Genomic DNA, 24,363 nt, shown 5'->3' on the forward strand with positions numbered 1-24,363 from the left:
ATAACACGATGTATACCGCCAAAGGCCAACTCGATCGTGATGCGATGATCCGCCAGCACGTTCCGCTGGTCCGCCGCATCGCGCACCACATGATCGCCAAGCTGCCCCCCAACGTGGAGCTGGACGACCTGATCCAGGTTGGCATGATGGGCTTGGCGGAAGCCCTGTCGCGCTACGAAGTGGCCCAGGGTGTGCAGTTCGAGACCTTTGCCACCCAGCGCATCCGGGGCGCCATGCTGGACGAACTGCGCGAGGGCGACTGGATGAGCCGCAGCTCCCGCAAGAGCCAGAAAGACATCGAACACGCCGTGCACCGGCTGGAGCAGAAGCTGGGCCGCAGCCCGCTGGAGTCTGAAATTGCCAGCGAGATGGGCATGAGCTTGGTCGAATACCAAGGTCTGCTCGGCAAGGTTCGGGGTACACAACTGGTGTATCTGGAGGACATGACGCATGGCAACGAGGACGATGACGGCTTCCTGGACCGCCATGTGGCAGACGCCGACGCAGACCCTCTGGAATTGCTGCGCGACCAGCGGCTCAAGATGTCGCTGGTGAATGCCATCAAGACCTTGCCCGAACGCGAGCAGCACATCATGGGCATGTACTACGAGCACGACATGAATCTCAAGGAGATCGCGGCCGTGCTGGGGGTGACCGAATCCCGGGTGTGCCAGCTGCACAGCCAGTCCATCGCACGCCTGCGGGCCAAGATGCGGGCGCACTAAGGCTCCCCCTGAGGCGCTGCGCGCCTTCCCCCTGAGGGGGACGCCACCCCTGGACTGGCAGAGCCAGATCCACGGTGGCACTGGCTTGGGGCAGCGGCCGTTTCAAGGGCCATGCTCGCTAAGTGGAACCTCGGCCTCCACCAATTCACTTCAAAACAATAGCTGCTTACGCTTGCTCTTCAAGGGTTTGAGATGGTTTTATCTCAAACTCACTATTAAAAAGCGCAAGCAGCTATCTTTTTTGGGCGTCGGCTCAACCAGCCGATTTGTAGATACGGGCCACGCCGGGCTTGCCGGGCTGTGCGCCCCGACCGTCGCCGTAGGTGGAGGGTGTGCCCGCCTGCGGCACCAAGCCTGCCACCTGGCGATCGGCATTCACGGCCAGGCGCGCCAGGCTTTCGCGGTGCACGGCAAGCATGTCGTCAATGGCCCGGGCTCGCTTTTGCAGCTGTGCCGAGACGGGCAGACCCCTGGCGGCCGTCTGCTCCAGAACGCGCGCGAACTGGGCCGCTGCATCCCGCAGGGCCACACTGTTCTTTTCCAGGGATTGGGGGTCTGCCGCGAGAAGGGCGGCGGAGACTTTTTCGATCAGCTGTTCAACAGCCGAGAGGGATTCTTCCAGGGACATGGCGCATTGTGGGGTGGATAGCGCCTGCCTGCCAAGTCTGTCAATAAAGGTGCGTGCGGGACGCTGAGGAATCAACCGCGCGAGCGGGCCAGGATTTCCTGGGCGTTGGAGAGCATCTTGTCGGCAATGGCTTCGGCGTCCACCGAGAAAGTGCCTTTTTCGATGGCAGCCCGCACCGCCTTGACCTTGCTCGCATCAAAATCACCTGTGGAACGGGATGTCTGGTCCAGCGCACGGGCAGCGGTGGAGACGGTGACGGGCACACCGGCGGTTGACACAGCCGCAGCGTCTTTGGCGGCTCCTTCAGCAGCGCTGGCAGGACTTTTGGCTTGCTTGGCAAGCCCCGTCTGCGCCAAGGCGCCCGGGAGTTCCGGTTTTTGACCAATCTTCATCGCTCTCTCCACCACCCCGTTTGATGTGGGGCACAGTAGCAATGTTTTCGACCCATTTGGCCCGGACTTTAGCCATTTATCACCGCCCAGTCATCAAAGAGCGACGACCACCGTCCCAGCCTCATTCACAGTTCCACTGACTATCCTGCCATTATCCATGCGGATGCGAACAATCTGCCCCGCAGCGCCTGCCGACATGGCCTGCCCTGCGGAGGTGACTGCATAGCCGGGGCCCTGGGCAATTACCTTGACCTGGGCGCCTGCGCGAAAGAGCTGGGGGGGCCGCACCATGGTCTGGCGCAATGCCTGGCCGGCCACCAGCTGGCGCGCGGCGACCTGCCCGACCCACATTTCCGGGTTGGCCATCACGGCTGCCGACTCTTCGGCCCAGTCCACTTCCGCCTCGGTGGCGTCATTGGCGGTCAGCACCGTCCCCGGAGCCACCGGGCCGGTCAGCACCCAAGCCGGGCCAAATGCCTTGACGGTCACCGGCAGGTAAACGTTCCATGCGGTTTGCCCCTCGACACAGCGCAGCCCCAGGCGGGTGCGGCCCCACAGCCGGGCGCCGACCGGCAGGTAGGGTTCGACCCGCGCGCACGGCGCCAGCCGCAGCCGCGAGTCGAGTGAGCCAACGCTCACTTCCATGCGCAGCGGCAAGCCGGAGGCCTGGTTGCGCGACATCGCGTCATCCAGCCAGCGTTGGGTCAGCGGGCCCAGGTCGGCACTGGGGTCGGCTGCCGCCTGGGCCAGCGCGGCCCCGCTGCTGCCAGCCACTGCAGTCAACCCCAGCACCACCGCCAGAGCGTGCCGAGCCACAGCACGCCGCCCGGCGATCGCCAGAGCGCCAGCGCGAACCAAAGGGGACACGAAGGGGAAAACGAAGATCGATGGCATGGGGCCTCCTGGGCATCGCAGGTCAACAGGTCTGACCGCGCGGGGCGGCAAAGACTCTTTCACGACTGGAACTATAGGCAGGCGAGCCCTGCGCAAAACCCGAAACTGCGCACCCATTTCCGCGTTCTTCGCGCTTTAGAAAAAAGCGGCGGCTTTCACAATCGAACCACGCCGGAAACCCCCAACCGGCTCCTATTGCAACCCAGGGTGTGAGGCAACCATGCTTGACAAGATGACCAACCGGCTGGACTTTCTCGGCAACGCGCTCGTGCTGCGTGCCGAGCGCCAGCGCGCCATCGCCAGCAACATCGCCAACGCGGACACCCCGGGCTACGTGGCACGCGATTTCAGCTTTGGCGATGCGATGCGCGAAGCCACGGGCTTGGGCTCGGGCGTGACCCGCCTGGCCACGGGTGGCTCGGTGGGCACCACGGGCAACCTGGGGGCCAAGGGCGCCACCGACCCCCGCCACATTCCGCTGCCAGCAGCCAGCACGGGCACCGGCGCACCCGGCACGCTGGGGTATTCCGTGCAGACCCAGCCCAGCCTGGACAACAACACGGTGGACCTGGACCGCGAGCGCGCCAACTTTGTCGATAACGCCGTGCGCTACGAAGCCACGCTGCGCTTCATCAACGGCAACGCCAAAACCATGCTCAGCGCGATCCAGGGCCAATAAGCCATCCGCATTGCAGCGCAGAAAGCGAGTCTCCCCATGTCCATGTTCTCCATCTTCAGCGTCTCGGGCAGCGCCGTCAGCGCGCAGTCGCAGCGGCTCAACGTGGTGGCCAGCAACCTGGCCAACGTCGATGCCGTGGCAGGCCCCGACGGCCAGGCCTACAAGGCGCGCCAGGTGGTGTTCCAGACCGCCCCCATGGGCGCGGACAGCTCGGCCGGTGTGCGCGTGAGCTCCATCAACGAAAGCAACGTTCCCGGCCGCCGCGTGCACGACCCCAGCCACCCGTCGGCAGACGCGGAAGGCTATGTAACGCACTCCAACGTCAACGCCGTGGAGGAAATGGTCAACATGATCTCCGCCTCCCGCTCATACCAGAACAACGTCGAGGTCATGAACACGGCCAAGTCGCTGCTCCTCAAGACCCTGCAGATGGGCCAGTAACTCTAGGACGCCACCATGATCCTCAACTCCGCCACCAGCGCGCCCACGGTCACAGACGCGACCGGCACCAAGGCCAACGCCGCCACCGACCCTGCGGCCGCGCAGGACCGCTTCCTGAAACTGCTGGTTGCGCAGCTGAACAACCAGGACCCGATGAACCCGCTGGACAACGCCCAGATGACCTCGCAGATTGCGCAGATCAACACGGTGACCGGCATCCAGCAGCTCAACCAGACGATGGAGAGCATGTCGGCGCAGTTCAACTCGCTACAGGTGATGCAGGGCACGGCCCTGATTGGCCGAAACGTGATGACCGAAGGCTCGACGCTGGCCGTGGCCGACAAGGCCGGCAAGGGTGGCTTTGAGCTGGCCTCGGCCGCCACCAAGGTGAAGGTGGAGGTGATGACCGCTGGCGGCCAGGTGATCGAGACCATGGACCTGGGTGCCAAGGCTGCAGGGCGCCACACCTTCGAGTGGGATGCCAGCAAGTACACCGGCTCCACCGAGGGACTGCAGTTCCGCGTCAGTGCCGTCAATGGTTCGACCAAGATCGACAGCACGTCGCTGGCCCTGTCCAAGGTCACGGCCGCAGGTGCCGAGGACGGCCAGCTGGTGCTGACCCTGGCCAACGGCAAAACCATCAACTACAGCCAGATCAAGGCCCTGGTCTAACCCGGCCGATTCAGTGATAGCCCCCATCAGGAGAACACCATGAGTTTTCAGCAAGGCCTCTCTGGCTTGAACGCCGCCAGCAAGAACCTCGACGTCATCGGGCACAACATCGCCAACTCCAACACCGTCGGGTTCAAGGCCTCGCGGGCCGAGTTTGCCGAAATGGTGGCGTCCGCCATCGGCTCGTCCGGCGGCACCAATGCGGGCATCGGCGTCGAAGTGGGCGCGGTCTCCCAGCAGTTCACACAGGGCAATCTCACGATCACGGGCAACAGCCTGGATGTCGCCATCAACGGCAACGGCTTTTTCACGCTCACACTGCCCGACGGAACACCTGCCTACACCCGCTCCGGCAACTTCAAGCTGGACAAGGAGGGCAACATGATCACCAACGACAACGCCAACGTGATGGGCTACCCCGTGGACCCGGTCACCGGCCTGCGTTCGGGCACCGACCCCATCCCGATGGTGTTCCCCACCTCCGAGCCCATCCCTGCCAAGCAGACCACCACGATCACGGCAGCATTCAACCTGCCAGCCACGGCCACCGATGCGGCCGGCGACCCTGCCGCCACGCCGCCCATCCCGGCCACGCCGCGCGCCACCTACGGCACATCCATCAACGTGTTCGACAGCCAGGGTGTGGCCAAACCGGTGAGCCTGTACTTCCAGAAGACCGCCACCGACAACACCTGGGACGTGTACGACGCCCTCGATGACCCCACGGCAGTGCCTCCCGTGGTGGCAACTCCTATTGGCCAGATCACGTTTGACAACAATGGAGCCATCACGGCCCCCGTGGCCACGCCCCCCGCCACGGGCTTCGCGCTCACGCTGAACGTGAACCCGACCCCGCCCAACCCCAACAACCTGCCCGCGTTTGATGTGGCGGTGAGCCTGGACAAAGTCTCACAGAGCGGCAACAAGTTCTCGGTCTCCAACCTGAGCCAGGACGGCTACACCACGGGCGAGCTCACGGGCATCAACATCGAGAACAACGGGATGATCATGACCCGTTACTCGAACGGCGTGACCCGTGCAGAAGGCCAGCTGGCGCTGTCGAGCTTCCGCAATACGCAGGGCCTGGCTTCGGTAGGTGGCAACAACTGGGTCGCCACCTTTGAATCCGGCCAGCCGGTGGCTGGCACGGCCACCGACGGCAACTTTGGGTCGCTGCGTTCGGGCGCGCTGGAAGACTCCAACGTGGACCTGACTGCCGAGCTGGTGAACATGATGACCGCACAGCGCGCCTACCAGGCCAACGCCCAGACCATCAAGACGCAAGACCAGGTGATGTCCACCCTGGTGAACTTGCGTTGATCGGGAACGGTTCGTAAGAACTCTGCACTGAAACAGCCCTGGACAACGGAGAGCCCCCATGGACCGCATCATTTACACCGCGATGACGGGCGCCAACGCGGCCGCCCACCGGCAGGCCGTGTTGTCCAACAACCTCGCCAACGCCTCCACCCAGGGGTTTCGTGCGGAGATGTCCACCTTCCGCTCGGTCCCCATCCAGGGCGATGGCTCCAAAACCCGTGTGTTTGCGCTGGAGGCCACCTCGGGCCACGTGAGCACGCCCGGCCCCGTGCAGCGTACCGGCCGCAACCTCGACGCCATGGCCGTGGGCAATGCCTGGTTTGCCGTGCAGGGACTTGACGGTACCGAGGCCTACACCCGCGCCGGCACCTTTGAGGTGTCGGCCACGGGCCAGCTGCTCACCCCCACCGGACTGCCCGTGCTGTCCGATGGCGGCGCGCCCATTGATGTCCCGCCGGGCGCCGAAGTCACGCTGGGCTCGGATGGAACGGTCACTGCCAAGGCAGCGGGCCAGCCCGCGCAGGCCATTGGCCGCCTCAAGCTGGCCACTCCCACCCCGGAAGACCCGCTCAAGCGCGGCGACGACGGGCTGTTTCGCACCACGTCCGGCGACCCGATTGCCAATGACGCCAACGCCCGCATGCTGGCAGGCGCAGTGGAAGGCTCGAACGTGAATCCGGTCGAAAGCATGGTCGGGATGATTGCCGCATCGCGCCAGTTCGAACAGCAGATGCGCCTGCTGCAGTCCGCCGAAACCAACGACAAGACCGCCAGCCAGTTGCTGAGCATGAACGGCTGAGGTCGCGCCCCGCGCCGCCACGCCAAAAGGAAGCACCATGATCAACTCCCTCTGGATCGCCAAGACCGGCATGTCTGCCCAGCAGACCCAGCTCGACGTCATCTCGCACAACCTGGCCAACGTCTCCACCACCGGCTACAAGCGCAACAACGCGGTGTTCGAGGATCTGATCTACCAGAACCTGCGCCAGGTGGGTGCCAACACCACCGAGCAGAACCAGCTACCCACCGGCCTGCACCTGGGCCTGGGCGTGCGCACGGTGGCCACCAGCCGCAACTTCGTGCAGGGCAGCCTGCAGGAGTCCAAGAACAACCTGGACGTGGCCATCAACGGCAATGGTTTTCTGGAAGTGACCATGCCCGACGGGACCATCGGCTACACGCGCGACGGCTCGTTCCAGGTCGATTCGCAAGGCCGCCTGGTCAACTCCAGCGGCCTGCCCGTGGCCAACGGCATCACGGTGCCCGCCAACGCCACGAGCGTGACCATCAGCGCCGACGGCGTGGTGTCGGCCACCGTACAGGGCAACACCCAGCCCCAGCCCTTGGGCAACCTGGCGATGTCGGCCTTCATCAACCCGGCCGGCCTCGAGCCCATTGGCCAGAACCTGTTCAAGGAATCGGCCGCCTCGGGTCAGCCCCAGCAGGGCACGCCCGGCACCAACGGGCTGGGTATTCTCAAGCAGGGGTTTCTGGAAGCCTCCAACGTCAACGTGGTGGAAGAGCTGGTCACCATGATCCAGGCACAGCGTGCCTATGAGATGAATTCCAAGGCCATCCAGACTTCGGACCAGATGCTGGCCAAGCTCAGCCAGCTGTGATCCCGATGCCGACACCAGGAGCGTTCGCCATGCTGCCGTTCACACGCCTTTTTGCCCTGCCCGCCGCCGTGGGCGCGCTGCTGCTCACGGGCTGCGCCGCCACCCTGTCGCCGCCGCCGCCGGTGGACATCCTGCCGACCACCCCACCACCACTGGCCGCAGTGCACCGTGCACCACCGCCCGTGACCGGGGGCCTGTTCCACAACGCCAGCTACCGCCCCGCGTTCGAAGACCGCCGCGCACGGCTGGTGGGCGACAACGTCACGATCATGATCGTCGAGAACGTGACGGCCAGCCAGAAATCCTCGTCCACCGTGGACCGTACCTCGGAGGCCTCGGCCGGCATCACCAACCTGCCTTTCGTGAAAAAGTCGCTGGCCGACCGCACCACGCTCGGCGCCGGTTCGGAAAGCACCTTCTCGGGCAAGGGCGGCACCGAAAGCGCCAACACCTTCACCGGCTCGATCACCGCCACCGTGGTGGACGTGCTGCCCAACGGCCACCTGGTCGTGACGGGCGAGAAGCAGATCGGCGTGAACCAGAACGTGGATGTGCTGCGCTTCTCGGGCACCATCGATCCGCGCGCGCTGCAGCCGGGCAGCATTGTCAACTCGACCCAGGTGGCCAATGTGCGGGTGGAATCCCGTGGCCGTGGCGCACAGAACGAAGCCCAGGCCTTGGGCTGGATGAACCGGGTCTTCAACACGATCACGCCGTTCTAGACTCCCCCCTGAGTCGCTGCGCGCCTTCCCCCCTGAGGGGGGACGCCGCCAGCGCGGCGGGGCGGCCCTTGCGCGGCGGCCCGCGCCTGGGCCGCGCCAGTTTTGACAAGCAATGGGCTATGCGATGTCCCTTGGCCCAAAGCAGCCAACCCAAGAAAGCTATTATATTTATAGCTATTAGCGCTTATCCATAAAGCGCTAGCGGGCATTTTTATTCATATTTCACCTTGCAGCCTGCCCCGGACCAACCGCCCGGGCGCACGGTACGCCACCGCCGTTTCCCACCCGCTCGGGAACCCATGCAATAGGCCGGTGAACCCGCTTCTTTTTGGGTTTTAGTTCCTGGCGGGGCCGCCCACAATCGGTGTCATGAAAGCCTTGTCCCACTCCCTCTTGTCACGCCCCGTGCGCGCGCTGTGGCTGTTGCTGGCCCTCGTGGCTGCTGGTGTGGCGGTGCCTGCCCATGCCTTGCGCATCAAGGAAGTGGCGGCGGTGCAGGGCGTGCGCAGCAACCAGTTGACGGGCTATGGCCTGGTGGTGGGGCTGGACGGCACGGGCGACCAGACCACGCAGATGCCTTACACCACGCAGGCCATGTCCAACTACCTGCAGCAGATGGGCATCAGCCTGCCGCCTGGCACGGCGAACCAGTTGCAGCTCAAGAACGTGGCGGCGGTGATCGTCACGGCACAGTTGCCGGCCTTTGCCCAGCCCGGACAGATGATCGACATCAACGTGTCCTCCATGGGCAACGCCAAGTCGCTCAAGGGCGGCACGCTCATCGTCACGCCCCTGCGCGGCGCCGACGGCGAGATCTACGCCCTGGCCCAGGGCAATGTAGTGGTGGGAGGCGCGGGCGCCTCGGCGGGCGGCAGCAAGGTGCAGATCAACCACCTGAGCGCGGGGCGCGTTCCGCAAGGCGCACAGGTCGAACGCGCCGTGCCCACACCCCTCAACGAGGGCGACACCATCAACCTGGGGCTCAATGCCTCGGACTTCCAGACCGCACGCCGCGTGGCGCAGGCCATCAACGCCAAGCTGGGTAGCGGCCTGGCCACGGCGCTCGACGGCCGCACCGTGCAAGTGCGCGCACCGCTGGACCCCGGCGCCCGCGTGGGCTTCATCGCCGACCTGGAAGAACTGCCCCTGGAGGCGTCCACCCCCTCGGCCAAGGTCGTCATCAATGCACGCACCGGCTCGGTGGTGCTGAACCAGGCCGTGACGCTGGGCCCCTGCGCCATTGCACACGGCAACCTGTCGATCACCATCAGTTCCACGCCCGTCATCAGCCAGCCCGCTCCACTCTCGCAAGGGCAGACCGTGGTGGCGCAGCAAAGCGACATCCGCATCAACCAGGAACCGGGCAACATCATCCAGATGCCGGCTTCACCCCAGCTGGCAGACGTGGTCAAGGCGCTCAACACGCTGGGGGCCACGCCGGGCGACCTGCTGGCCATCCTGCAGGCCATCAAGGCCGCCGGCGCCCTCAACGCCGAGCTGGAAGTGATCTGACCCCGGGGAGCAACCATGGCCCTCACCCTGCCCTCGTCCAGCACCACCAGCAGCACGTCCAATGCGCTGGCGGTGGACATCCGCTCGCTCAATTCGCTCAAGTACGACGCGGGCACGGCCAACAACGCCCAGACCACGCGCGAGGTTGCCAAGCAGTTCGAGTCGCTGTTCATGCGTGAGCTGATCAAGAGCATGCGCGACGCCACGATGAAATCCGGCCTCATGGAAGGCGAGCAGGCCAACCTGGGCCAGGACATGCTGGACCAGCAGCTCTCGGTCAGCATGTCGGGCCAGCAGGGCGGGCTGTCTGAGGCGATTGCACGCCAGCTCTCGCGCCAGATGGGCGGGGCCGACGCGAATTTCTCCGTGCCCTCCACACTGAGCCTGCCGCAGGCGCTGCCCCGCGCAGCGTCCTCGGCCACCGGCACACCGGCCGAGGCCACTGGACCCGCGCCCAAGGGCCGCGATGGTTTTGTGCAGCACCTCTCGGGCACCGCCGAGCGCGTGGCCCAGGAGAGCGGTATTCCCGCCAGCTTCATGCTGGGCCAGGCTGGCCACGAAACCGGCTGGGGCAAGAGCGAGATCAAACACAAGGACGGCTCCAACTCGTTCAACCTGTTCGGCATCAAGGCCGGCAAGGGCTGGACGGGCAAGGTGGCCGAGATCACCACCACCGAATACATCAACGGCAAGGCCCAGAAGGTGACGGCGAAGTTCCGCGCCTACGACTCGTACGAGGATTCGTTCCGGGACTACGCAAAGCTCATCAAGGACAGCCCGCGCTACGAGAAGGCAGAATCCGTCGCCCAGTCCGGCTCGGCCATGGCCTATGCCTCGGCGCTGCAAAAGGCGGGCTACGCCACCGACCCCGAGTACGCCAAAAAGCTCGGCGGTGCCATCAATAGCGTGCTGCGCACGCTGCGCGCGCAAGCATGATGGCCCCCCTGAGTCGCTTTCGCGCCTTCCCCCCAAGGGGGGACGCACCCTGTGGCCTGGCGGAGCCAGTTCCACGGGTGCGCTGGCATGGGGCGCGCCAGTTTCGGCGGGTGATGTACTGCCCTGGGAGTTCTTCCCTGAAAGGTAAGCCATGAGCCTGCTCAACGTCGGCGCCCGCGCCCTGCTGGCCAACCAGGTCGCCTTGCAAACGGCCGGCCACAACATTGCCAACGTCAACACGCCCGGCTATTCGCGCCAGACCGTGGTGCTGCAGACCGTGCAGGGCCAGTTCACGGGCGGCGGCTACATCGGCCAGGGCGTGGATGTGCAGACCATCCTGCGCAACCAGAGCGAGCTGCTCACGCGCCAGTCGGCCACGGCGGGCTCGGTGCAGTCGTCCGACATCGTGCGGGCCGAGCGCCTGCGCCAGCTGCAGGAGGTCTTCAGCGGCGGCACGGCGGGCCTGGGTGCAGCCATCAATGACATGATGAATGCGTTCTCGGACGTGGTGAGCGCCCCCACGGACATCACTGCGCGCACCGTGGTGCTCACGCGCATGGACGAAACCGCCTCGCGCATGCGTGCGGCCGCCGACCGCATCAACGAAATCCAGTACACCGTGACCGAACAGCTGCAAAGCAGCATCACCGCCGTCAACAGCCTGGCCGGGCAGATGGCCAGCGTGAACGAGCAGATCGCGCGCGCCAAGGGCAATGGCCAGACTCCGAACGACCTGCTGGACCAGCGCGACCAGATCATCCGCGACATCAACCAGTATGTGCAGACCACGCAGATCCCGGCTGACGATGGCACCGTGGGCCTGTTTGTGGCGGGCAGCCAGCCGCTGGTGCTGGGCACCACGGCCACCAGCCTGTCCATCGATGACGCGACGGCCTTCCCCGGCAGCGGCCAGATCAAGCTGTTCTTCAACCGGCCCGGTGCGCCAGCCGTGGAGATGGACGAGAACGTGCTCGGCGGGGGCTCGATGTCGGGCCTGCTGCGCTTTAACAACAACGATCTGGCCGAAGGGCGCAACCTGCTGGGCCGCATGGCCATGGCCATCGGCATGACGATGAACGACCAGCACAACCTGGGCCTGACGCTGGACGGTGCGCTGGGCAAGGACCTGTTCGCGCTGCCCGCCAGCATGCCGGGCCACACCAACGGCGCCGGCGTGGGCACGGTGTCCTTCACCGGCCCCACGGAGTTCGCGGCGTCGGACTATGAAATCCGCTTTACCACCGGCACGGCCGGGCAGGTGGTGCGCTTGTCGGACGGCACGTCCACCCCGTTCACCGACGCGGCCAACCTGGCCACGCTGCAGATCGACGGCCTGAACTTCAACCTGACCACGCCCGGCAACCCGGGCGAGCGCATGTTGTTCAAGCCGTTCAGCACGGCGGCGGCCAACATCCAGTCGCTGGTGTACTCACCGCGTGATCTGGCTGCGGCCAACCCCATCAACGCGGCCATGGGCACCTCCAACGGCGGCACGCTGCAGCTGGCGGGCCTCAAAGCCACGGGCCTGCCCAATCCGCCGGGGCTGGTTCTGCCGCCCAACGCCAACCCGGCGGCGTTGCCCCCCATCCTGGGCGGTATCCAGCTGCAGTTCACGGCCGGCCCGCCCACCACGTACGACGTGCTGGACCGGGGCACTGCGCCACCCACCACTATTGCCGCCGCGCAGCCCTACACGCCGGGTGCACCCATCTCGATCAACGGTTGGGAGATCAAGCTGCAGGGCAGCCCCAACACGGGCGACACCGTCGTGATCGGCAATGCATCGGACCCGCAGTACGGCGACATCTTCACGCGCAACGCGGGCAACGCGAGTGCGCTCATGGGTCTGCGGGACGTGAAGATGTTCGACGAGTCCACACTCTCCGACGGCTACGCTGGGGCCATGGCCCAGGTGGGCACCCGCACCCAGAGCGCGCTGTTCGCGGCCGAGCTGTCCACCACCATAGCGGCCAACCTGGAACGGGACCGTACGGCGATTTCGGGCGTGAACCTGGACGAAGAGGCTGCAAGGCTGATCCAATACCAGCAGGCGTACCAGGCATCGTCCAAAATGATCCAGATTGCGCAAAACATCTTTGACTCGCTGCTGCAGGGCCTCGGCCGCTGACGGCGGGACAGGAGTTAGGAGTTCGACATGAGTAACAGCATCTACCGCCTTGGCACGGCCAACATGTATGACAACGCGCTGCGCAACCTGGGCACGCGCCAGACCAACCTGTCGAACCTGCAGGAGAACCTGACCTCGGGCAAACGCGTGGTGCGGGCCAGCGATGACCCCGTGTCTGCCGCGCAGGCCGAACGCGCCATCAACCGGCTGGCACGCATCCAGACCGAGCAGCGCGCCCTGGAAACGCAGCGCAACGCCATCGCGCAGGCCGAGTCCGCCCTGGGCGACGCAGTGGACCTGGTGCAGAACTTCCGCGAACTGGTGGTGAACGCCGGCAGTGCGGCCCTGACCCCCAACGACCGCAACACCATCGCCAACCAGCTGCAAGGCCTGCGCGAGCAGCTGCTGGAAGTGGCCAACCGCAAGGACACCAACGGCGTTCCGCTGCTCAGCGCCCTGGGCAGCGCGCTCGCGCCGTTCCTCGGCCCCCTGAGCACCAGCCCCGACTACAGCTTTGAAGGACTGCCCGGCCAGACAGCCAGCAGTGGCGTGTCGATTCCCAACACCCTGGATGGCGAAGCCGCCTTCATGTTCGACCCGCAGCGCGATGGTGTCTACACCGCAGGCGTCAGCGCCATTCCCTCCAGCCGCTCCCTCAACACCACGGCGGTCACCCCCGTGGACCCGAGCCTGGTGACGGGCGACAACTACACCATCACCTTCAGCGCGGTCGGCCCGGGTGCCACACCCGGCACCACCACCGCCACCTACACGCTCACCAACACCACCACAGGCGCCGTGTCACCGGCCGTGGTGGTGCCCGACTATCCCACCGACAAGCCAGTGACCATCGCCATCAACAGCATCCCTGGCCTGAGCTTCGACATCAAGGGCAACCCCGCCACCGGGGACACCATTACCCTGCAGCCCAGCCCGAGCATGTTCAGCACCCTGGACAACGCGATCCGCGACATCCGCAGCGCCCCCGACAGCAATGCGGCGGCGCAGGCAGTGGGGCAGGCCCTGGGCAACATGGACATTGGCCTGGAACGCCTGCACAACATGCGCGGCTATGCGGGCGAGCTGCTCAACCGAGCGGACCGCATCACGGGCGACCAGGAAAAGCGCTCCATCCAGCTCGAAGGCGACCGCTCGCGGGCCGAGGATCTCGATATGATCCAGGGAATTTCAGACTTCCAGAACCAGCAGGTGGGCTACGAGGCAGCGCTCAAGTCCTATGCGCAGGTTCAGAAGCTGTCCCTGTTCAATTTCATCAGTTAAAGCGGGCCTGCCCACGCTGCACAGCCCCGGGCGGGGACAGGCCCCAACGACGAGACAACCGCCTAAGAGCACATGGTCCAATCTGTCCTTGGCAGCCTGATTCTGGGTTACCGCCCTTTGTGGAACCGCGCCCGCAAGCTCGCGGCCATCCAGCTTTATGTGCACAGCGAGGCTTCGGCCCTGGTCGATACCGCCCACCTGCTGCGCACGCTGCAGGAGTTGTGGTCCGCCAGTTCTCCCCCGATTCTGCTGTCCCCCCAAAACCACCAGCTGCTGTCCAACATGCTGGAGCACGCGCCACGTGGCGCGCCGTGGATCGAGGTGCGCGGCAACTGGCTGTCCGACTCCACCATCTATGCGCTGGTCAAGGCCGCCCACCAGCGGGGCCTGAAGCTCGTGTGGCGCGGCGAGCTGGGTCGGCTGCCCGAGCCCGACATTGCCCAGTGCTTTGACAACAGCCTGCTCACCCTGCGACCCGAGGACGCCGTGGCGGCCCTGAAGGCAGCCCCCGCTGCCCGCCCTGGCGGCACCCGCACCCCCACGCAGCCCGCGCGCACACCCAGCCCGGTGCTGGCCGGGCAGATGTACGAGAACATTGCCAGCCGCGCGCTCATGGAGCATTGCCTGGACCAGCACAACGCCCTGGCACTGGCCGGCTGGCCTACGGAAGACGTGCTCTACAGCCTGCGCCACCATCCCCAGCAACCGTCGCACGCGGTGATCTTCAAGCTCATGAAGGCCATCGACGCAGAGCAGTCGCTGGAAACCTTTGAAGACATCATGGGCCAGGACCCGATCCTGGCGTACCGCTTCATGGTGTACACCAACTCAGCGGCCCTGGGCCTGCGCACGGGAATCGACTCGCTGCGCCGGGGCCTGGTGATGATGGGCTACGGCTCCATCAAGCGCTGGCTGTCCGACCAGCTGCCCCATGCCAGCACCGACCCCAACATGCAGCCGGTGCGAGAGTCCATGGTGATGCGTGCCCAACTCACCGCACAGCTGCTCGACGCAGGGGTCGAGAACGACCTGCGCCGCGAGATCTACCTGTGTGGCCTGCTGTCGCAGATCGACGACCTGCTGGGGGAGCCGCTTGGCACCATCCTGCGCCGTCTGCCCTTGTCTGAGCGCATCTATGACGCCACGGTGCTGCGCACCGGCCCCTACACCGGTGGCCTGCAGATGGCCTGCGCGCTGGAGACGGACGACGCCAGTGCCATTCGCAACCTTTGCGAGACGTTCGAGCTGGACCTGGAAGAGGTCAACCGCGCGCTGCTGCGGGTGCTGGCCGACCTGGAAGTAGAGAGAAGGTAGAGCCCCCCTGAGCCGCTGCGCGTCTTCCCCCAAGGGGGACGCCACCAGTGGCCCGGCAAAGCCGGTTCCACGGTGGCACTGGCTGGGGCCGCGCCAGTATTTGCCAACAGCGCCAGTCTGGGACATCGGCTCAAAGGCAGTGGGTCGGCTCACCGTGCCTGCTCATCGCGCACCCGCGCAAAAGTCTTCCAGAACGCCGCCTCCTGCGTGGTGGCAAAGTTGATGCGCATGAGCGTGCTGGGTTTGCGCTCTGCATGGAACAGCGCGCCGGGCGCCAGCAGGTAGCCTTCGTCGAGCATGCGCTGCGACAGCGCGTCGGTGTCCACCCCCGTCTCCACCCAGCCAAACAGGCCCACGGGCTCGGCCGCAAAGGTGCAGCCCGCGCCCAGCGCCAGCTTCACGCTGCGTGCACGCGCAGCGTCAAGCCGCGTGCGGATGCGCTCGGCGTGGCGGCGCAGTTGGCCCTGTTCGATGCACAGGGCCAGGGCTTTTTCCAGCAGCGCGGGCGTGGTCAGCGTGGCCAGCAGTTTGGTGTCCAGCAATTGCTCCACCAGCGCGGGCGGTGCGGCCATGAAACCGATGCGCCAGTTGGGCGCGAGGATCTTTGCAAAGCCGCTGACGTAGATGGTGCGCTGCAGCCCATCGAGCGCCGTGAGGCGCGTGGCGTGCTCGGGCGCGATGTGGCTGTAGGTATCGTCCTCCACCACATGGAAGTTGTACTGGTTGGCCAGCTGCAGGATGCGATGCGCGCTGCCCGGCGACAAGCAGTAGCCCGTGGGGTTGTGGAACACACTCACGCTCACGTAGAGCTTGGGCTGGTGCACCTCGCAGTACTTCGCCATGACCTCCAGATCCGGCCCATCGGCACGGCGCGGCACCGGCAGGATGTGCATGCCCAGGGCCGCCAGTCGCGCAAACTCCACGGCCCAACCGGGCTCCTCCACCATCACCGGGTCGCCCGGGCGCAGCAGCGTGCGGCTCACGATGTCGAGCGCGTGCGTGGCACCCACGGTGGTGATGATGTTTTCGGGGGCCGCATGCACGTTCAGCGTGGCCAGCTTCTTGGACAGCACCCGGCGCAGCCCCGTGTCGCCCAGAGGCTCGCCGTACTGCAGCGAAAAATCATTCAACGCGCGTGTGCTGGTCACCTTGCGCACAGCGGCGGGCATGAACGTGGACTCCAGCCAGGCGGGCGGAAACACCCCCATGCCGGGCTGCGGCTTGTCGCTGATCTTGTGGAACATGCCCCGGATCAGCGCCGTGGCGTTGACAGGCGGTGCCCCGCGCGCCGCGCCGCGTCCGGCGCCCCGCGCGGCAAACCAGTGCGCGGTGCTCCAGTTGCCCATGGCGCGCTCGGCCGCCTCCTGGGCACTCGTCTCGTCATCCTCCGGCGCGCGTTCCACCAGTCCTGTGGCCATCTCGCGCACAAAGAAGCCCCGGTTCTTGCGCGCCTCCACCAGCCCCTGCGCCAGCAATTGGTCGTACGCTGCCACCACAGTGGAAGGGCTCACGCCATGCTGCTGCGCGCACTGCCGCACCGAAGGCAGGCGCGCGCCGGGTGCCAGCAGCCGGTTGCGGATGCGCTCGCCAAAACGCGCCGACAGCTGCTCGGTCAGCGACTGGGTGGTGGTTTTCATCAGCATGGCGGTGTCCTTGTGTACTGTTATCGCAGCCAATACAGATCACGAACTGCGCTGCTTAACTGTACTGGTTGTGTACTGACATCGAAGATTACATTGAAGCCCAGGCGCTGACAAGCCACCCGCCATAAAGCCCGGACCCACCTGCCCATGACCGCCCCCGAACTGACTGCCTTGCTGCTGTTCTGCACCGCGATGAGTTTTTCGCCGGGGCCCAACACCACCTTGTCCACCGCGCTGGCCGCGAACCTGGGCCTCAAGCGCGCGCTGCGCTTTTGCTTTGCAGTGCCCACAGGCTGGACGCTGCTCATGCTGGGCAGCGGCCTGGGCCTGGGCGCCCTGATCACCGGAGTGCCCGCGCTGCGCTGGGCCGTGACGCTGCTGGGCGTGGCCTACATGCTCTGGCTGGCCTGGAAGCTCAGCCGGGCAGGCAAGATGACCGAGATCGACACCACGCGCCTGAACGTGACCTTCTGGCAGGGCGTGGGCCTGCAGTTCGTGAACATCAAGGCCTGGATGCTGGCGCTCACGCTCAGCGCAGGCTGGGTGGTCAACGCCGCAGGCCAGCCCTCGACCAATCCGGGCGAGCGCCTGGCCATCATCTGCGGGGTGATGATGGTGTTTGCGTTCACCAGCAACTTTGCCTACGCGCTCATCGGCTCGCTGCTGCGCCAGTGGCTGGCGCAGGGCCAGCGCCTGCTCTGGTTCAACCGCGCACTGGCCCTGGTGCTCGTTGCCACTGCCCTTTGGATGCTCGCGCTATGAACCACGCACAAGAGCGCGAAGCGCTGGTCTGGGGGCTGGTGGGTGTGACATTGTTCGCCGCCACCCTGCCGATGACCCGCCTCGCCGTGGGGCCCACCGACGCGCCGCAGCTGTCGCCCTGGTTCGTCACATTCGGCCGCGCTGCCGTGGCAGGGCTGCTGTCCATCGCCTACCTGTGGCTGCAGCATGCGCGTGGGCGCCTCAACCTGCCGCAGAAAGCAGAATGGCCGCTGCTGGCCATCACGGCCTTTGGCGTGATCGTGGGATTTCCGCTGTTTCTGGCTCTGGCACTGCGCCATGTGCCCAGCACACACGGGGCCGTGGTCACCGCGTTGCTACCACTGTCCACAGCCCTGCTCGGCGCACTGTGGTATCGGCAAAGGCCTTCCGCTGGTTTCTGGGCCTGCGCGGTGCTGGGCAGCAGCCTGGTGCTGGGCTTCATGGTGTGGCGGGCCGGCGGCATCTACCTGGGCGCAGCCAACATCTACCTGCTCATTGCCATGACCACGGGCGCGTTCGGCTACATCGGCGGCGCCCGCCTCACGCCAAGGCTAGGGGCCGAGCAGGTCATCTGCTGGGTACTGGTGTGCTCCCTGCCGCTGACCATTCCTATCGCATGGTGGTTTGCACCGGCCGTGCCCTCGGCCATCGGCGGCATGGCCTGGCTGGGCTTTGTCTACGTGGCGCTGTTCTCGATGTGGATCGGCTTTTTTGCCTGGTACCGGGCGCTGGCACTGGGTGCCGTGCGCGTGAGCCAGATCCAACTGATCCAGCCCTTCCTGAGCCTGCTCTTCGCCGTGCCGCTGCTTGGAGAGCGGCTGGATACCGTCACGGTGGTGTTTGCGCTGGCCGTGATTGCCACCGTGTTTGTGGGCAAGAAGATGCCCGTTCACCAAGGAGCCGCCGCATGACCTCCATCGACCCGGAAAAACGCCTGCAGCACCTGGGCCTGGTGTTGCCCGCCGTGACCGCACCCCGTGGCAACTTCGACGCCTATGTCCTCGACGGCAACACACTGTACCTGTCGGGCAAGGGCGCTCCCGCCCGCGAAGACATGGCCACCGTGCCCAAGGTGGGGCGCGAAATCAGCGCCGCAGAAGCCAGGGACCATGCCCGCGAGGTGGGACTGCATCTGATCGCGACGATGAAGGCTGCACTGGGCGACCTTTCGCGCGTGCGCCGGGTCGTGAGGGTCCTGGGCATGGTCAACGCCACCCCCGACTTCATGCAGCACACCGAGGTCATCAACGGCTGCTCGGACCTGCTGGTCGAGGTGTTCGGCGACGCGGGGCGGCATGCGCGCTCTGCCGTGGGCGTAGGCTCCCTGCCGCGTGGCTTCGCGGTGGAGATTGAAGCGGTGGTTTCCGTGAAAGACTGACAGCCATGCAGATACACAACATCCCGTTTGCCACCACCGACTGGTCCAGCATTCCCCGCGAAGAAAAAAGCTCACAGGCAGGCCAGGCCTTCTGGCGCACGCAGCAGTTCGGCGACATGCGCGTGCGCATGGTGGAGTACACGGCCGGATACGTTTCGGACCACTGGTGTGTCAAGGGCCATGTGCTGCTGTGCCTCAGCGGAGAATTGCACACCGAACTGGCCGACGGCCGCCGTTTCACGCTGACGCCGGGCTTGAGCTACCAGGTGGCGGACAACGCCGAGCCCCACCGTTCCAGCTCACCCCAAGGGGCAACCCTGTTCATCGTGGACTGACCAGGAAGATGGGAACTCCTGTGAAATACTCCGTGGAACACGCATTGCAGCAGCTACCTGGCCCGGCCGGCGAGCGGTTCGTGGAACTCTTGCGCCACGGCAGCATGCGCACGGAGCTGTATGCGCCACGCGGCAACGACCCGCAGCAGCCGCACGCACAGGACGAGTTGTATTTCATCCAGCGTGGAAGCGGAGAATTCGTGCAAAGTGAAGCCCGCCACCACTTTGCAGCCGGAGACGCCTTTTTTGTACCTGCGGGACAGCACCACCGCTTTGAGAATTTTTCTGACGACTTTGCAACATGGGTAGTCTTTTGGGGACCGCCCGGAGGAGAACGAGAGTGAAACTGAACGACCTTCCACAGACCAGCACCTGGACCCTGGCGCGCCGCGCCGAGCGCATGAACCCTTCGGTCATCCGCGAAATCCTCAAGGTCACGGAAAAGCCCGGCATCATCAGCCTGGCGGGCGGCCTGCCCTCGCCCAAGACTTTCCCGGTGTCGGCCTTCGCCGAAGCCTCGGCCGCCGTGCTGGCCAATGACGGCCCCGCTGCCCTGCAATACGCCGCCAGCGAAGGGTATGCCCCGCTGCGCCAGGCCATCGCGGACTTCCTGCCCTGGGATGTGGATGCCGACCAGGTGCTCATCACCACCGGCTCGCAGCAGGCGCTGGACCTGATCGCCAAGGTGCTGATCGACACCGACAGCCGCGTGCTGGTGGAAACACCCACCTACCTGGGCGCGCTGCAGGCCTTCACGCCCATGGAGCCTGCCGTGGTGTCCGTGGCCAGCGATGACGAAGGTGTGCTCATCGACGACCTGAAGGCCAAGGTGGGCACAGGTGCCAACAAGGCGCGCTTTTTGTACGTGCTGCCCAACTTCCAGAACCCCACGGGCCGCACCATGAGCGAAGCCCGCCGCGCCGCCCTGGTGCAGGCTGCCGCTGAACTGAACCTGCCGCTGGTAGAAGACAACCCCTACGGCGACCTGTGGTTTGACAACCCGCCACCCGCGCCGCTGACGGCCCGCAACCCTGAAGGCTGCATCTACATGGGCTCGTTCTCCAAGGTGCTGGCACCCGGCCTGCGCCTGGGTTTTGTGGTGGCGCCCAAGGCGGTTTACCCCAAGCTGCTGCAGGCCAAGCAGGCCGCCGACCTGCACACGCCCGGCTACAACCAGCGCCTGGTGGCCGAGGTGATGAAGGGCAACTTCCTGGACCGCCATGTGCCCACCATCCGCGCGCTGTACAAGCAGCAGTGCGAGGCCATGCTGGCCGCGCTCGACAAGGAAATGCAGGGCCTCGGTGTGCAGTGGAACCGCCCCGATGGCGGCATGTTCCTGTGGGTGCGCTTGCCCGAAGGCATGAGTGCCGTCGAACTGCTGCCCAAGGCGGTGGAGCGCAACGTGGCCTTCGTGCCCGGCGCGGCGTTTTATGCCGACAACGCCGACCCGCGCACACTGCGCCTGTCGTTCGTCACATCGACGGTAGAGCAGATTGCCACCGGCATTGCTGCGCTGGCAGCGGCCATCCGCGATAACAAGTGAACACCCCCCTGTGGCGCTGCGCGCCTTCCCCCTTCTCTGACATCGCTGTGCGATGCGGAAGGGGGACGCCGCCAGCGCGGCGGGGCGGCCCTTGCGCGGCGGCCGCTGGCCGGGCCACGCCCGCTTCATACATCACAGTTCGTTCAACGCACATGAAAGCTGATTCAACATGCTGAGGCTCTGGGGGCGCCTGTCGTCCATCAACGTGCGCAAGGTGGTGTGGGCTGCGCAAGAACTCGGCATCACGGTGCAGCGCACCGACGCGGGCGGCCAGTTCGGGCTGGTGCGCGAGGCCGACTATCTGCAGCGCAATCCCAATGGCCTGGTGCCGCTGATGGAAGACGAAGAGACCAGCACCGTGTTGTGGGAATCCAACCCCATCGTGCGCTACTTGTGCGCGCGGCACTCTCCGGGCGAGCTGTACCCTGAAACCTTGCGTGAGCGCTTCGTGGCCGAGCAATGGATGGACTGGCAGCAGACCACCCTGAACCCGGCCGGGCGCGACGCCTTTGTGCAGTGGATACGCACCCCAGCGGCCCAGCGGGACGACGGGCTGATTGCAGCATCCGTGGCGGCCACGGAGCCTCTGATGGGACTGCTGGATGCGCATCTGGCGCGCCAGCCCTTCATGGCGGGCGACCGGTTCACCATGGCGGACATCCCTGTGGCCTGCGAGATCCACCGATGGTGGGGCCTGCCACAAGAACGTGTGGCGCGCCCTCACCTGGAGCGGTGGTACAACACGGTCAGCACCCGGCCCGGCGCACGCGGGGTGCTGGACCAGCCCCTGTCGTGATCCCGGAGCCCCCCATGCACCAGCGTCCCTTCAAGCAAATCGATGTGTTCAGCGATCGCCCGGGTTTTGGCAACCCGGTCGCCGTGGTGCTGGATGCCGAGGGCCTGAGCGACAGCGACATGCGCCGCTTTGCGGCGTGGACCAACCTGTCGGAAACCACCTTTCTGCTGCCCGCCACTGAGGCCGGGCGCGCCGCGGGTGCCGACTACCGCCTGCGCATCTTCAGCCCCAATGGCGAACTTCCCTTTGCGGGGCACCCCACGCTGGGCACCTGCCATGCGTGGCTGCAGGCGGGCAACACGCCACGCCAGCAGGGCATGGTGATCCAGGAGTGCGCGCTGGGTCTGGTGCGTATCGCGCAGGCCGATGGCACCCTGGCTTTCGCGGCCCCACCTCTCAAACGCAGCGCGCCCAGCCCGGCCCTGGTGCCGCTTATTGCGAGCGCGCTGGGCCTGCGCCCCCCGCAGATCCTGGGGGCACAACTGCTGGACAACGGCCCAGTGTGGCTGGGCCTGCTGCTCGACAGCGCGGACACCGTGCTGGGCCTGCGGCCGGACCACGCGCGCCTGAAAGACCTGGGCCAGGACGTGGGCGTGATCCATGTCGGCCCCAACGCCAGCGACACCGCCCAGCCCGGCGTGGTGGTGCGCGCCTTTGCCGCCCCCATGGGCAACCCCGAAGACCCGGTCACCGGCACCTTGAACGCCAGCTTGGCCGAGTGGCTGATTGCCGATGGCCTGGCGCCACGCAGCTATCTGGTCGCCCAGGGTGAATGCCTGGGCCGCGCCGGCCGCGTGCACATCCGCCAGGACGACGATCACCAGATCTGGGTGGGCGGGCGCGCAGTCACCTGCATCGAGGGCACGGTGCTGCTATGAATTTGATGGTTTCCGTGCCGCGCCCCAGCGGCTGAATTTCACGCCTGCGGGCTCCTGACGGGGCCTACCGAATCCACACCCAAAACACCGGGCAACACACCCGGTAAGCCCCCGGCGTGCCTCCACCGTCACCTCACTGGCCGCATCACCGATTTTTCTACCAAGGACCACCATGCAACAGCGCCACTTCCAACAAGTCGATGTTTTCACCGCCCAGGCCTACCGGGGCAACCCGCTGGCCGTGGTGCTCGATGGCACGGGCCTGTCCACCGAGACCATGCAGGAGTTCACGAACTGGACCAACCTGTCCGAAGCCACCTTCTTGTTGCCACCCACTCCCGAAGGCCGCGCCGCCGGGGCCGACTACCGCGTGCGCATCTTCTGCCCCGGGCGCGAGCTGCCTTTTGCCGGCCACCCCACGCTGGGCAGCTGCCACGCCTGGCTGCAGGCCGGGGGCAAGCCCCAGGTAGCAGGCAAGGTGGTGCAGGAATGCGGCGTGGGCCTGGTCACGCTGCGCCAGGATGGCGACCGCCTGGCTTTTGCCGCGCCTGCGTTGATCAAAAGCGGCCCGCTGGCGGAAGACGACGTGGCCTTGATTGCCAGGGGCCTGGGGGTGGACCGCAGCGACATCCTGCACCACGCCTGGTGCGACAACGGACCCAACTGGCGCGGGGTGATGCTGCGCTCGGCCGAGCAGGTGCTGGCGCTCAAGCCCGACGCCAGCATCCTCGGCCAACTCGATGTGGGCGTGGTGGGACCGCGCGGAAAAGTGGGTGTCATCGGCAGCACGGACGCAGAAGGCATCGCCTTCGAGGTGCGCGCTTTTTTCCCCGGCAACAACGGCCTGGCCGAAGACCCCGTCACCGGAAGCCTGAATGCCGCGCTGGCGCAGTGGCTCATCGGCGCCGGGCTGGCCCCCACGCAGTATGTGGCCGCCCAAGGCACCTGCCTGGGGCGCGCCGGGCGGGTGTACGTGCAGCAGGACGGCGACACCATCTGGGTAGGCGGCAGCTCGGTCACCTGCGTGTCGGGCGAGGTGCTGCTGTGACCACGGCCATCCCCCAGCACCCACCCTGCGTGGACCACCTGGTTGTGTTGGCTACGGACCTTGCCAGCGGCGTGGCGTGGTGCGAGCGCACGCTGGGCATCACCCCCACGGCGGGCGGTGAACACCCGCTGATGGGCACACACAACCGCATCATCAACGTCTCCAGCCCGGCGCATTCGCGCATCTATCTGGAGATCATTGCTATCAACACAGGAGCAACTCCCGCAATACCAGCGGGCGCAAGGCGCTGGTTTGACATGGACGATGCGGCTCTGCAGCAGCAGGTGGCAGCGCACGGCCCGCAGCTCATCCACTGGGTGGCCTCCGTGCCCGACTTGGCCGAGCGGTGTGCCGCGCTGGGGGCGCTCGACATCGAGCGCGGCGCCATCGTCACCGCCAGCCGGCCCACGCCAAACGGCCTGCTGCAATGGCAGATCACCGTGCGCGACGATGGCCTGCGCCTCATGGACGGCTGCCTGCCCACCCTCATCCAGTGGGGCGGCGTGCACCCGTGCAGCAGCCTGCCCGCCAGCGGCGTGCAACTGCAGCGGCTAACGCTGCAGCATCCGCAGGCCGCCACGCTGCAGGCCGCGTGCGAAGCGGTGGGGGTAGCAAACTGCGTCGCCATCACACCCGGCGACACGCCCCGGCTCACCGCGCAGCTCAACACGCCACGGGGCCCGGTCACCCTCTCGTCGTTCACCCTCCAGGAGTAAC

At 66.1% G+C, this 24,363-nt stretch carries 27 protein-coding genes; 23 read left to right on the top strand and 4 right to left on the bottom strand.

The window, feature by feature from the left end; all coding sequences use genetic code 11:
• Window positions 1–8: 8 nt before the first annotated feature.
• Window positions 9–725 (top strand): RNA polymerase sigma factor FliA, encoded by a 717-nt coding sequence (locus tag EXV95_RS13130; protein ID WP_055398304.1) that lies wholly within the window; start codon window positions 9–11, stop codon window positions 723–725.
• A gap of 253 nt (window positions 726–978) precedes the next feature.
• On the opposite strand, the gene EXV95_RS13135 is transcribed toward EXV95_RS13130, so the two are convergent.
• From EXV95_RS13135 to flgA, 3 genes are all read right to left on the bottom strand, one after another.
• A complete protein-coding gene (locus EXV95_RS13135) occupies window positions 979–1,353 on the bottom strand; it encodes a hypothetical protein (protein WP_176887169.1) in 375 nt (124 codons plus the stop codon).
• A 71-nt stretch (window positions 1,354–1,424) separates the two neighbouring features.
• Window positions 1,425–1,745 carry a flagellar biosynthesis anti-sigma factor FlgM gene (gene flgM, locus EXV95_RS13140; protein WP_121508442.1) on the bottom strand — a complete coding sequence of 107 codons (321 nt, stop codon included), beginning with the start codon at window positions 1,743–1,745 and terminating at the stop codon, window positions 1,425–1,427.
• Window positions 1,746–1,838: 93 nt separating this feature from the next.
• Window positions 1,839–2,639, bottom strand: a complete 801-nt coding sequence (gene flgA / locus EXV95_RS13145; RefSeq protein ID WP_255484731.1) for a flagellar basal body P-ring formation chaperone FlgA — start codon at window positions 2,637–2,639, stop codon at window positions 1,839–1,841.
• 220 nt (window positions 2,640–2,859) lie between these two features.
• On the opposite strand from flgA, the gene flgB reads away from it, so the two are divergent.
• The 12 genes from flgB to EXV95_RS13205 all read left to right on the top strand — a co-directional run bounded on the left by flgB (window position 2,860) and on the right by EXV95_RS13205 (window position 15,263).
• Window positions 2,860–3,318 (top strand): flagellar basal body rod protein FlgB, encoded by a 459-nt coding sequence (gene flgB, locus EXV95_RS13150; protein ID WP_121508441.1) that lies wholly within the window; start codon window positions 2,860–2,862, stop codon window positions 3,316–3,318.
• A 36-nt stretch (window positions 3,319–3,354) separates the two neighbouring features.
• Window positions 3,355–3,759 carry a flagellar basal body rod protein FlgC gene (flgC, locus tag EXV95_RS13155; protein WP_121421298.1) on the top strand — a complete coding sequence of 135 codons (405 nt, stop codon included), beginning with the start codon at window positions 3,355–3,357 and terminating at the stop codon, window positions 3,757–3,759.
• Between the two features lie 15 nt (window positions 3,760–3,774).
• Window positions 3,775–4,431 (top strand): flagellar hook assembly protein FlgD, encoded by a 657-nt coding sequence (locus EXV95_RS13160; protein WP_121421299.1) that lies wholly within the window; start codon window positions 3,775–3,777, stop codon window positions 4,429–4,431.
• Between the two features lie 39 nt (window positions 4,432–4,470).
• On the top strand, window positions 4,471–5,751 hold the full coding sequence (gene flgE, locus EXV95_RS13165) for a flagellar hook protein FlgE (RefSeq protein WP_176887171.1): 1,281 nt from the start codon (window positions 4,471–4,473) through the stop codon (window positions 5,749–5,751).
• 58 nt (window positions 5,752–5,809) lie between these two features.
• Window positions 5,810–6,550, top strand: a complete 741-nt coding sequence (gene flgF, locus EXV95_RS13170) for a flagellar basal-body rod protein FlgF (protein WP_121421301.1) — start codon at window positions 5,810–5,812, stop codon at window positions 6,548–6,550.
• Between the two features lie 37 nt (window positions 6,551–6,587).
• Window positions 6,588–7,370 carry a flagellar basal-body rod protein FlgG gene (gene flgG / locus EXV95_RS13175; protein ID WP_121421302.1) on the top strand — a complete coding sequence of 261 codons (783 nt, stop codon included), beginning with the start codon at window positions 6,588–6,590 and terminating at the stop codon, window positions 7,368–7,370.
• A 29-nt stretch (window positions 7,371–7,399) separates the two neighbouring features.
• Window positions 7,400–8,092: a flagellar basal body L-ring protein FlgH gene (locus tag EXV95_RS13180; RefSeq protein ID WP_121508439.1), complete on the top strand. Its 693-nt coding sequence runs from the start codon at window positions 7,400–7,402 to the stop codon at window positions 8,090–8,092.
• Window positions 8,093–8,452: 360 nt separating this feature from the next.
• Window positions 8,453–9,604 (top strand): flagellar basal body P-ring protein FlgI, encoded by a 1,152-nt coding sequence (locus EXV95_RS13185; protein ID WP_370460266.1) that lies wholly within the window; start codon window positions 8,453–8,455, stop codon window positions 9,602–9,604.
• Between the two features lie 15 nt (window positions 9,605–9,619).
• On the top strand, window positions 9,620–10,540 hold the full coding sequence (gene flgJ, locus EXV95_RS13190) for a flagellar assembly peptidoglycan hydrolase FlgJ (protein ID WP_176887176.1): 921 nt from the start codon (window positions 9,620–9,622) through the stop codon (window positions 10,538–10,540).
• A 151-nt stretch (window positions 10,541–10,691) separates the two neighbouring features.
• Complete coding sequence (flgK, locus tag EXV95_RS13195) at window positions 10,692–12,668, top strand: flagellar hook-associated protein FlgK (RefSeq protein ID WP_055398315.1); 1,977 nt, start codon at window positions 10,692–10,694, stop codon at window positions 12,666–12,668.
• Between the two features lie 27 nt (window positions 12,669–12,695).
• Window positions 12,696–13,949, top strand: coding sequence for a flagellar hook-associated protein FlgL (gene flgL, locus EXV95_RS13200; protein ID WP_176887177.1), 1,254 nt, complete (start codon window positions 12,696–12,698; stop codon window positions 13,947–13,949).
• Window positions 13,950–14,021: 72 nt separating this feature from the next.
• Window positions 14,022–15,263, top strand: a complete 1,242-nt coding sequence (locus EXV95_RS13205; RefSeq protein ID WP_176887178.1) for an HDOD domain-containing protein — start codon at window positions 14,022–14,024, stop codon at window positions 15,261–15,263.
• Between the two features lie 149 nt (window positions 15,264–15,412).
• Here the strand turns inward: EXV95_RS13205 and EXV95_RS13210 are convergent, their stop codons facing one another.
• Window positions 15,413–16,906: a PLP-dependent aminotransferase family protein gene (locus EXV95_RS13210; protein ID WP_176887179.1), complete on the bottom strand. Its 1,494-nt coding sequence runs from the start codon at window positions 16,904–16,906 to the stop codon at window positions 15,413–15,415.
• 147 nt (window positions 16,907–17,053) lie between these two features.
• Between EXV95_RS13210 and EXV95_RS13215 the strand changes: the two genes are divergently transcribed.
• From EXV95_RS13215 to EXV95_RS13260, 10 genes are all read left to right on the top strand, one after another.
• Window positions 17,054–17,668, top strand: a complete 615-nt coding sequence (locus EXV95_RS13215; protein WP_121421310.1) for a LysE family translocator — start codon at window positions 17,054–17,056, stop codon at window positions 17,666–17,668.
• Window positions 17,665–18,579, top strand: coding sequence for a DMT family transporter (locus tag EXV95_RS13220; protein ID WP_176887181.1), 915 nt, complete (start codon window positions 17,665–17,667; stop codon window positions 18,577–18,579). The genes EXV95_RS13215 and EXV95_RS13220 overlap by 4 nt, the downstream gene beginning before the upstream one ends.
• Window positions 18,576–19,046, top strand: coding sequence for a RidA family protein (locus EXV95_RS13225; protein ID WP_176887183.1), 471 nt, complete (start codon window positions 18,576–18,578; stop codon window positions 19,044–19,046). The genes EXV95_RS13220 and EXV95_RS13225 overlap by 4 nt, the downstream gene beginning before the upstream one ends.
• A gap of 5 nt (window positions 19,047–19,051) precedes the next feature.
• On the top strand, window positions 19,052–19,381 hold the full coding sequence (locus tag EXV95_RS13230) for a DHCW motif cupin fold protein (RefSeq protein ID WP_176887185.1): 330 nt from the start codon (window positions 19,052–19,054) through the stop codon (window positions 19,379–19,381).
• A gap of 32 nt (window positions 19,382–19,413) precedes the next feature.
• Window positions 19,414–19,725, top strand: coding sequence for a cupin domain-containing protein (locus EXV95_RS13235; protein WP_255484733.1), 312 nt, complete (start codon window positions 19,414–19,416; stop codon window positions 19,723–19,725).
• Window positions 19,722–20,924 carry a PLP-dependent aminotransferase family protein gene (locus EXV95_RS13240; protein ID WP_176887189.1) on the top strand — a complete coding sequence of 401 codons (1,203 nt, stop codon included), beginning with the start codon at window positions 19,722–19,724 and terminating at the stop codon, window positions 20,922–20,924. Before EXV95_RS13235 ends, EXV95_RS13240 begins: the two co-directional genes overlap by 4 nt.
• Window positions 20,925–21,093: 169 nt before the next feature.
• Window positions 21,094–21,720 carry a glutathione S-transferase N-terminal domain-containing protein gene (locus EXV95_RS13245; protein ID WP_176887191.1) on the top strand — a complete coding sequence of 209 codons (627 nt, stop codon included), beginning with the start codon at window positions 21,094–21,096 and terminating at the stop codon, window positions 21,718–21,720.
• A gap of 14 nt (window positions 21,721–21,734) precedes the next feature.
• Complete coding sequence (locus EXV95_RS13250; RefSeq protein ID WP_176887193.1) at window positions 21,735–22,598, top strand: PhzF family phenazine biosynthesis protein; 864 nt, start codon at window positions 21,735–21,737, stop codon at window positions 22,596–22,598.
• 172 nt (window positions 22,599–22,770) lie between these two features.
• Window positions 22,771–23,646: a PhzF family phenazine biosynthesis protein gene (locus EXV95_RS13255; protein WP_176887195.1), complete on the top strand. Its 876-nt coding sequence runs from the start codon at window positions 22,771–22,773 to the stop codon at window positions 23,644–23,646.
• Window positions 23,647–23,675: 29 nt separating this feature from the next.
• Window positions 23,676–24,362, top strand: coding sequence for a VOC family protein (locus EXV95_RS13260; RefSeq protein WP_255484734.1), 687 nt, complete (start codon window positions 23,676–23,678; stop codon window positions 24,360–24,362).
• The last annotated feature ends 1 nt before the right edge of the window (window position 24,363 follow it).

This window comes from Acidovorax sp. JMULE5, assembly GCF_013376875.1.
GTDB lineage: Bacteria > Pseudomonadota > Gammaproteobacteria > Burkholderiales > Burkholderiaceae_C > Acidovorax > Acidovorax facilis.

What these genes read in the sequence shown, in the direction of transcription:
- EXV95_RS13130 (WP_055398304.1), top strand. Translation starts at nt 9, where the DNA reads ATGTATACCGCCAAAGGCCAACTCGATCGTGATGCGATGATCCGCCAG.
- EXV95_RS13135 (WP_176887169.1), bottom strand. Translation starts at nt 1,353, where the DNA reads ATGTCCCTGGAAGAATCCCTCTCGGCTGTTGAACAGCTGATCGAAAAA.
- flgM (WP_121508442.1), bottom strand. Translation starts at nt 1,745, where the DNA reads ATGAAGATTGGTCAAAAACCGGAACTCCCGGGCGCCTTGGCGCAGACG.
- flgA (WP_255484731.1), bottom strand. Translation starts at nt 2,639, where the DNA reads ATGCCATCGATCTTCGTTTTCCCCTTCGTGTCCCCTTTGGTTCGCGCT.
- flgB (WP_121508441.1), top strand. Translation starts at nt 2,860, where the DNA reads ATGCTTGACAAGATGACCAACCGGCTGGACTTTCTCGGCAACGCGCTC.
- flgC (WP_121421298.1), top strand. Translation starts at nt 3,355, where the DNA reads ATGTCCATGTTCTCCATCTTCAGCGTCTCGGGCAGCGCCGTCAGCGCG.
- EXV95_RS13160 (WP_121421299.1), top strand. Translation starts at nt 3,775, where the DNA reads ATGATCCTCAACTCCGCCACCAGCGCGCCCACGGTCACAGACGCGACC.
- flgE (WP_176887171.1), top strand. Translation starts at nt 4,471, where the DNA reads ATGAGTTTTCAGCAAGGCCTCTCTGGCTTGAACGCCGCCAGCAAGAAC.
- flgF (WP_121421301.1), top strand. Translation starts at nt 5,810, where the DNA reads ATGGACCGCATCATTTACACCGCGATGACGGGCGCCAACGCGGCCGCC.
- flgG (WP_121421302.1), top strand. Translation starts at nt 6,588, where the DNA reads ATGATCAACTCCCTCTGGATCGCCAAGACCGGCATGTCTGCCCAGCAG.
- EXV95_RS13180 (WP_121508439.1), top strand. Translation starts at nt 7,400, where the DNA reads ATGCTGCCGTTCACACGCCTTTTTGCCCTGCCCGCCGCCGTGGGCGCG.
- flgJ (WP_176887176.1), top strand. Translation starts at nt 9,620, where the DNA reads ATGGCCCTCACCCTGCCCTCGTCCAGCACCACCAGCAGCACGTCCAAT.
- flgK (WP_055398315.1), top strand. Translation starts at nt 10,692, where the DNA reads ATGAGCCTGCTCAACGTCGGCGCCCGCGCCCTGCTGGCCAACCAGGTC.
- flgL (WP_176887177.1), top strand. Translation starts at nt 12,696, where the DNA reads ATGAGTAACAGCATCTACCGCCTTGGCACGGCCAACATGTATGACAAC.
- EXV95_RS13205 (WP_176887178.1), top strand. Translation starts at nt 14,022, where the DNA reads ATGGTCCAATCTGTCCTTGGCAGCCTGATTCTGGGTTACCGCCCTTTG.
- EXV95_RS13210 (WP_176887179.1), bottom strand. Translation starts at nt 16,906, where the DNA reads ATGCTGATGAAAACCACCACCCAGTCGCTGACCGAGCAGCTGTCGGCG.
- EXV95_RS13215 (WP_121421310.1), top strand. Translation starts at nt 17,054, where the DNA reads ATGACCGCCCCCGAACTGACTGCCTTGCTGCTGTTCTGCACCGCGATG.
- EXV95_RS13220 (WP_176887181.1), top strand. Translation starts at nt 17,665, where the DNA reads ATGAACCACGCACAAGAGCGCGAAGCGCTGGTCTGGGGGCTGGTGGGT.
- EXV95_RS13225 (WP_176887183.1), top strand. Translation starts at nt 18,576, where the DNA reads ATGACCTCCATCGACCCGGAAAAACGCCTGCAGCACCTGGGCCTGGTG.
- EXV95_RS13230 (WP_176887185.1), top strand. Translation starts at nt 19,052, where the DNA reads ATGCAGATACACAACATCCCGTTTGCCACCACCGACTGGTCCAGCATT.
- EXV95_RS13245 (WP_176887191.1), top strand. Translation starts at nt 21,094, where the DNA reads ATGCTGAGGCTCTGGGGGCGCCTGTCGTCCATCAACGTGCGCAAGGTG.
- EXV95_RS13250 (WP_176887193.1), top strand. Translation starts at nt 21,735, where the DNA reads ATGCACCAGCGTCCCTTCAAGCAAATCGATGTGTTCAGCGATCGCCCG.
- EXV95_RS13255 (WP_176887195.1), top strand. Translation starts at nt 22,771, where the DNA reads ATGCAACAGCGCCACTTCCAACAAGTCGATGTTTTCACCGCCCAGGCC.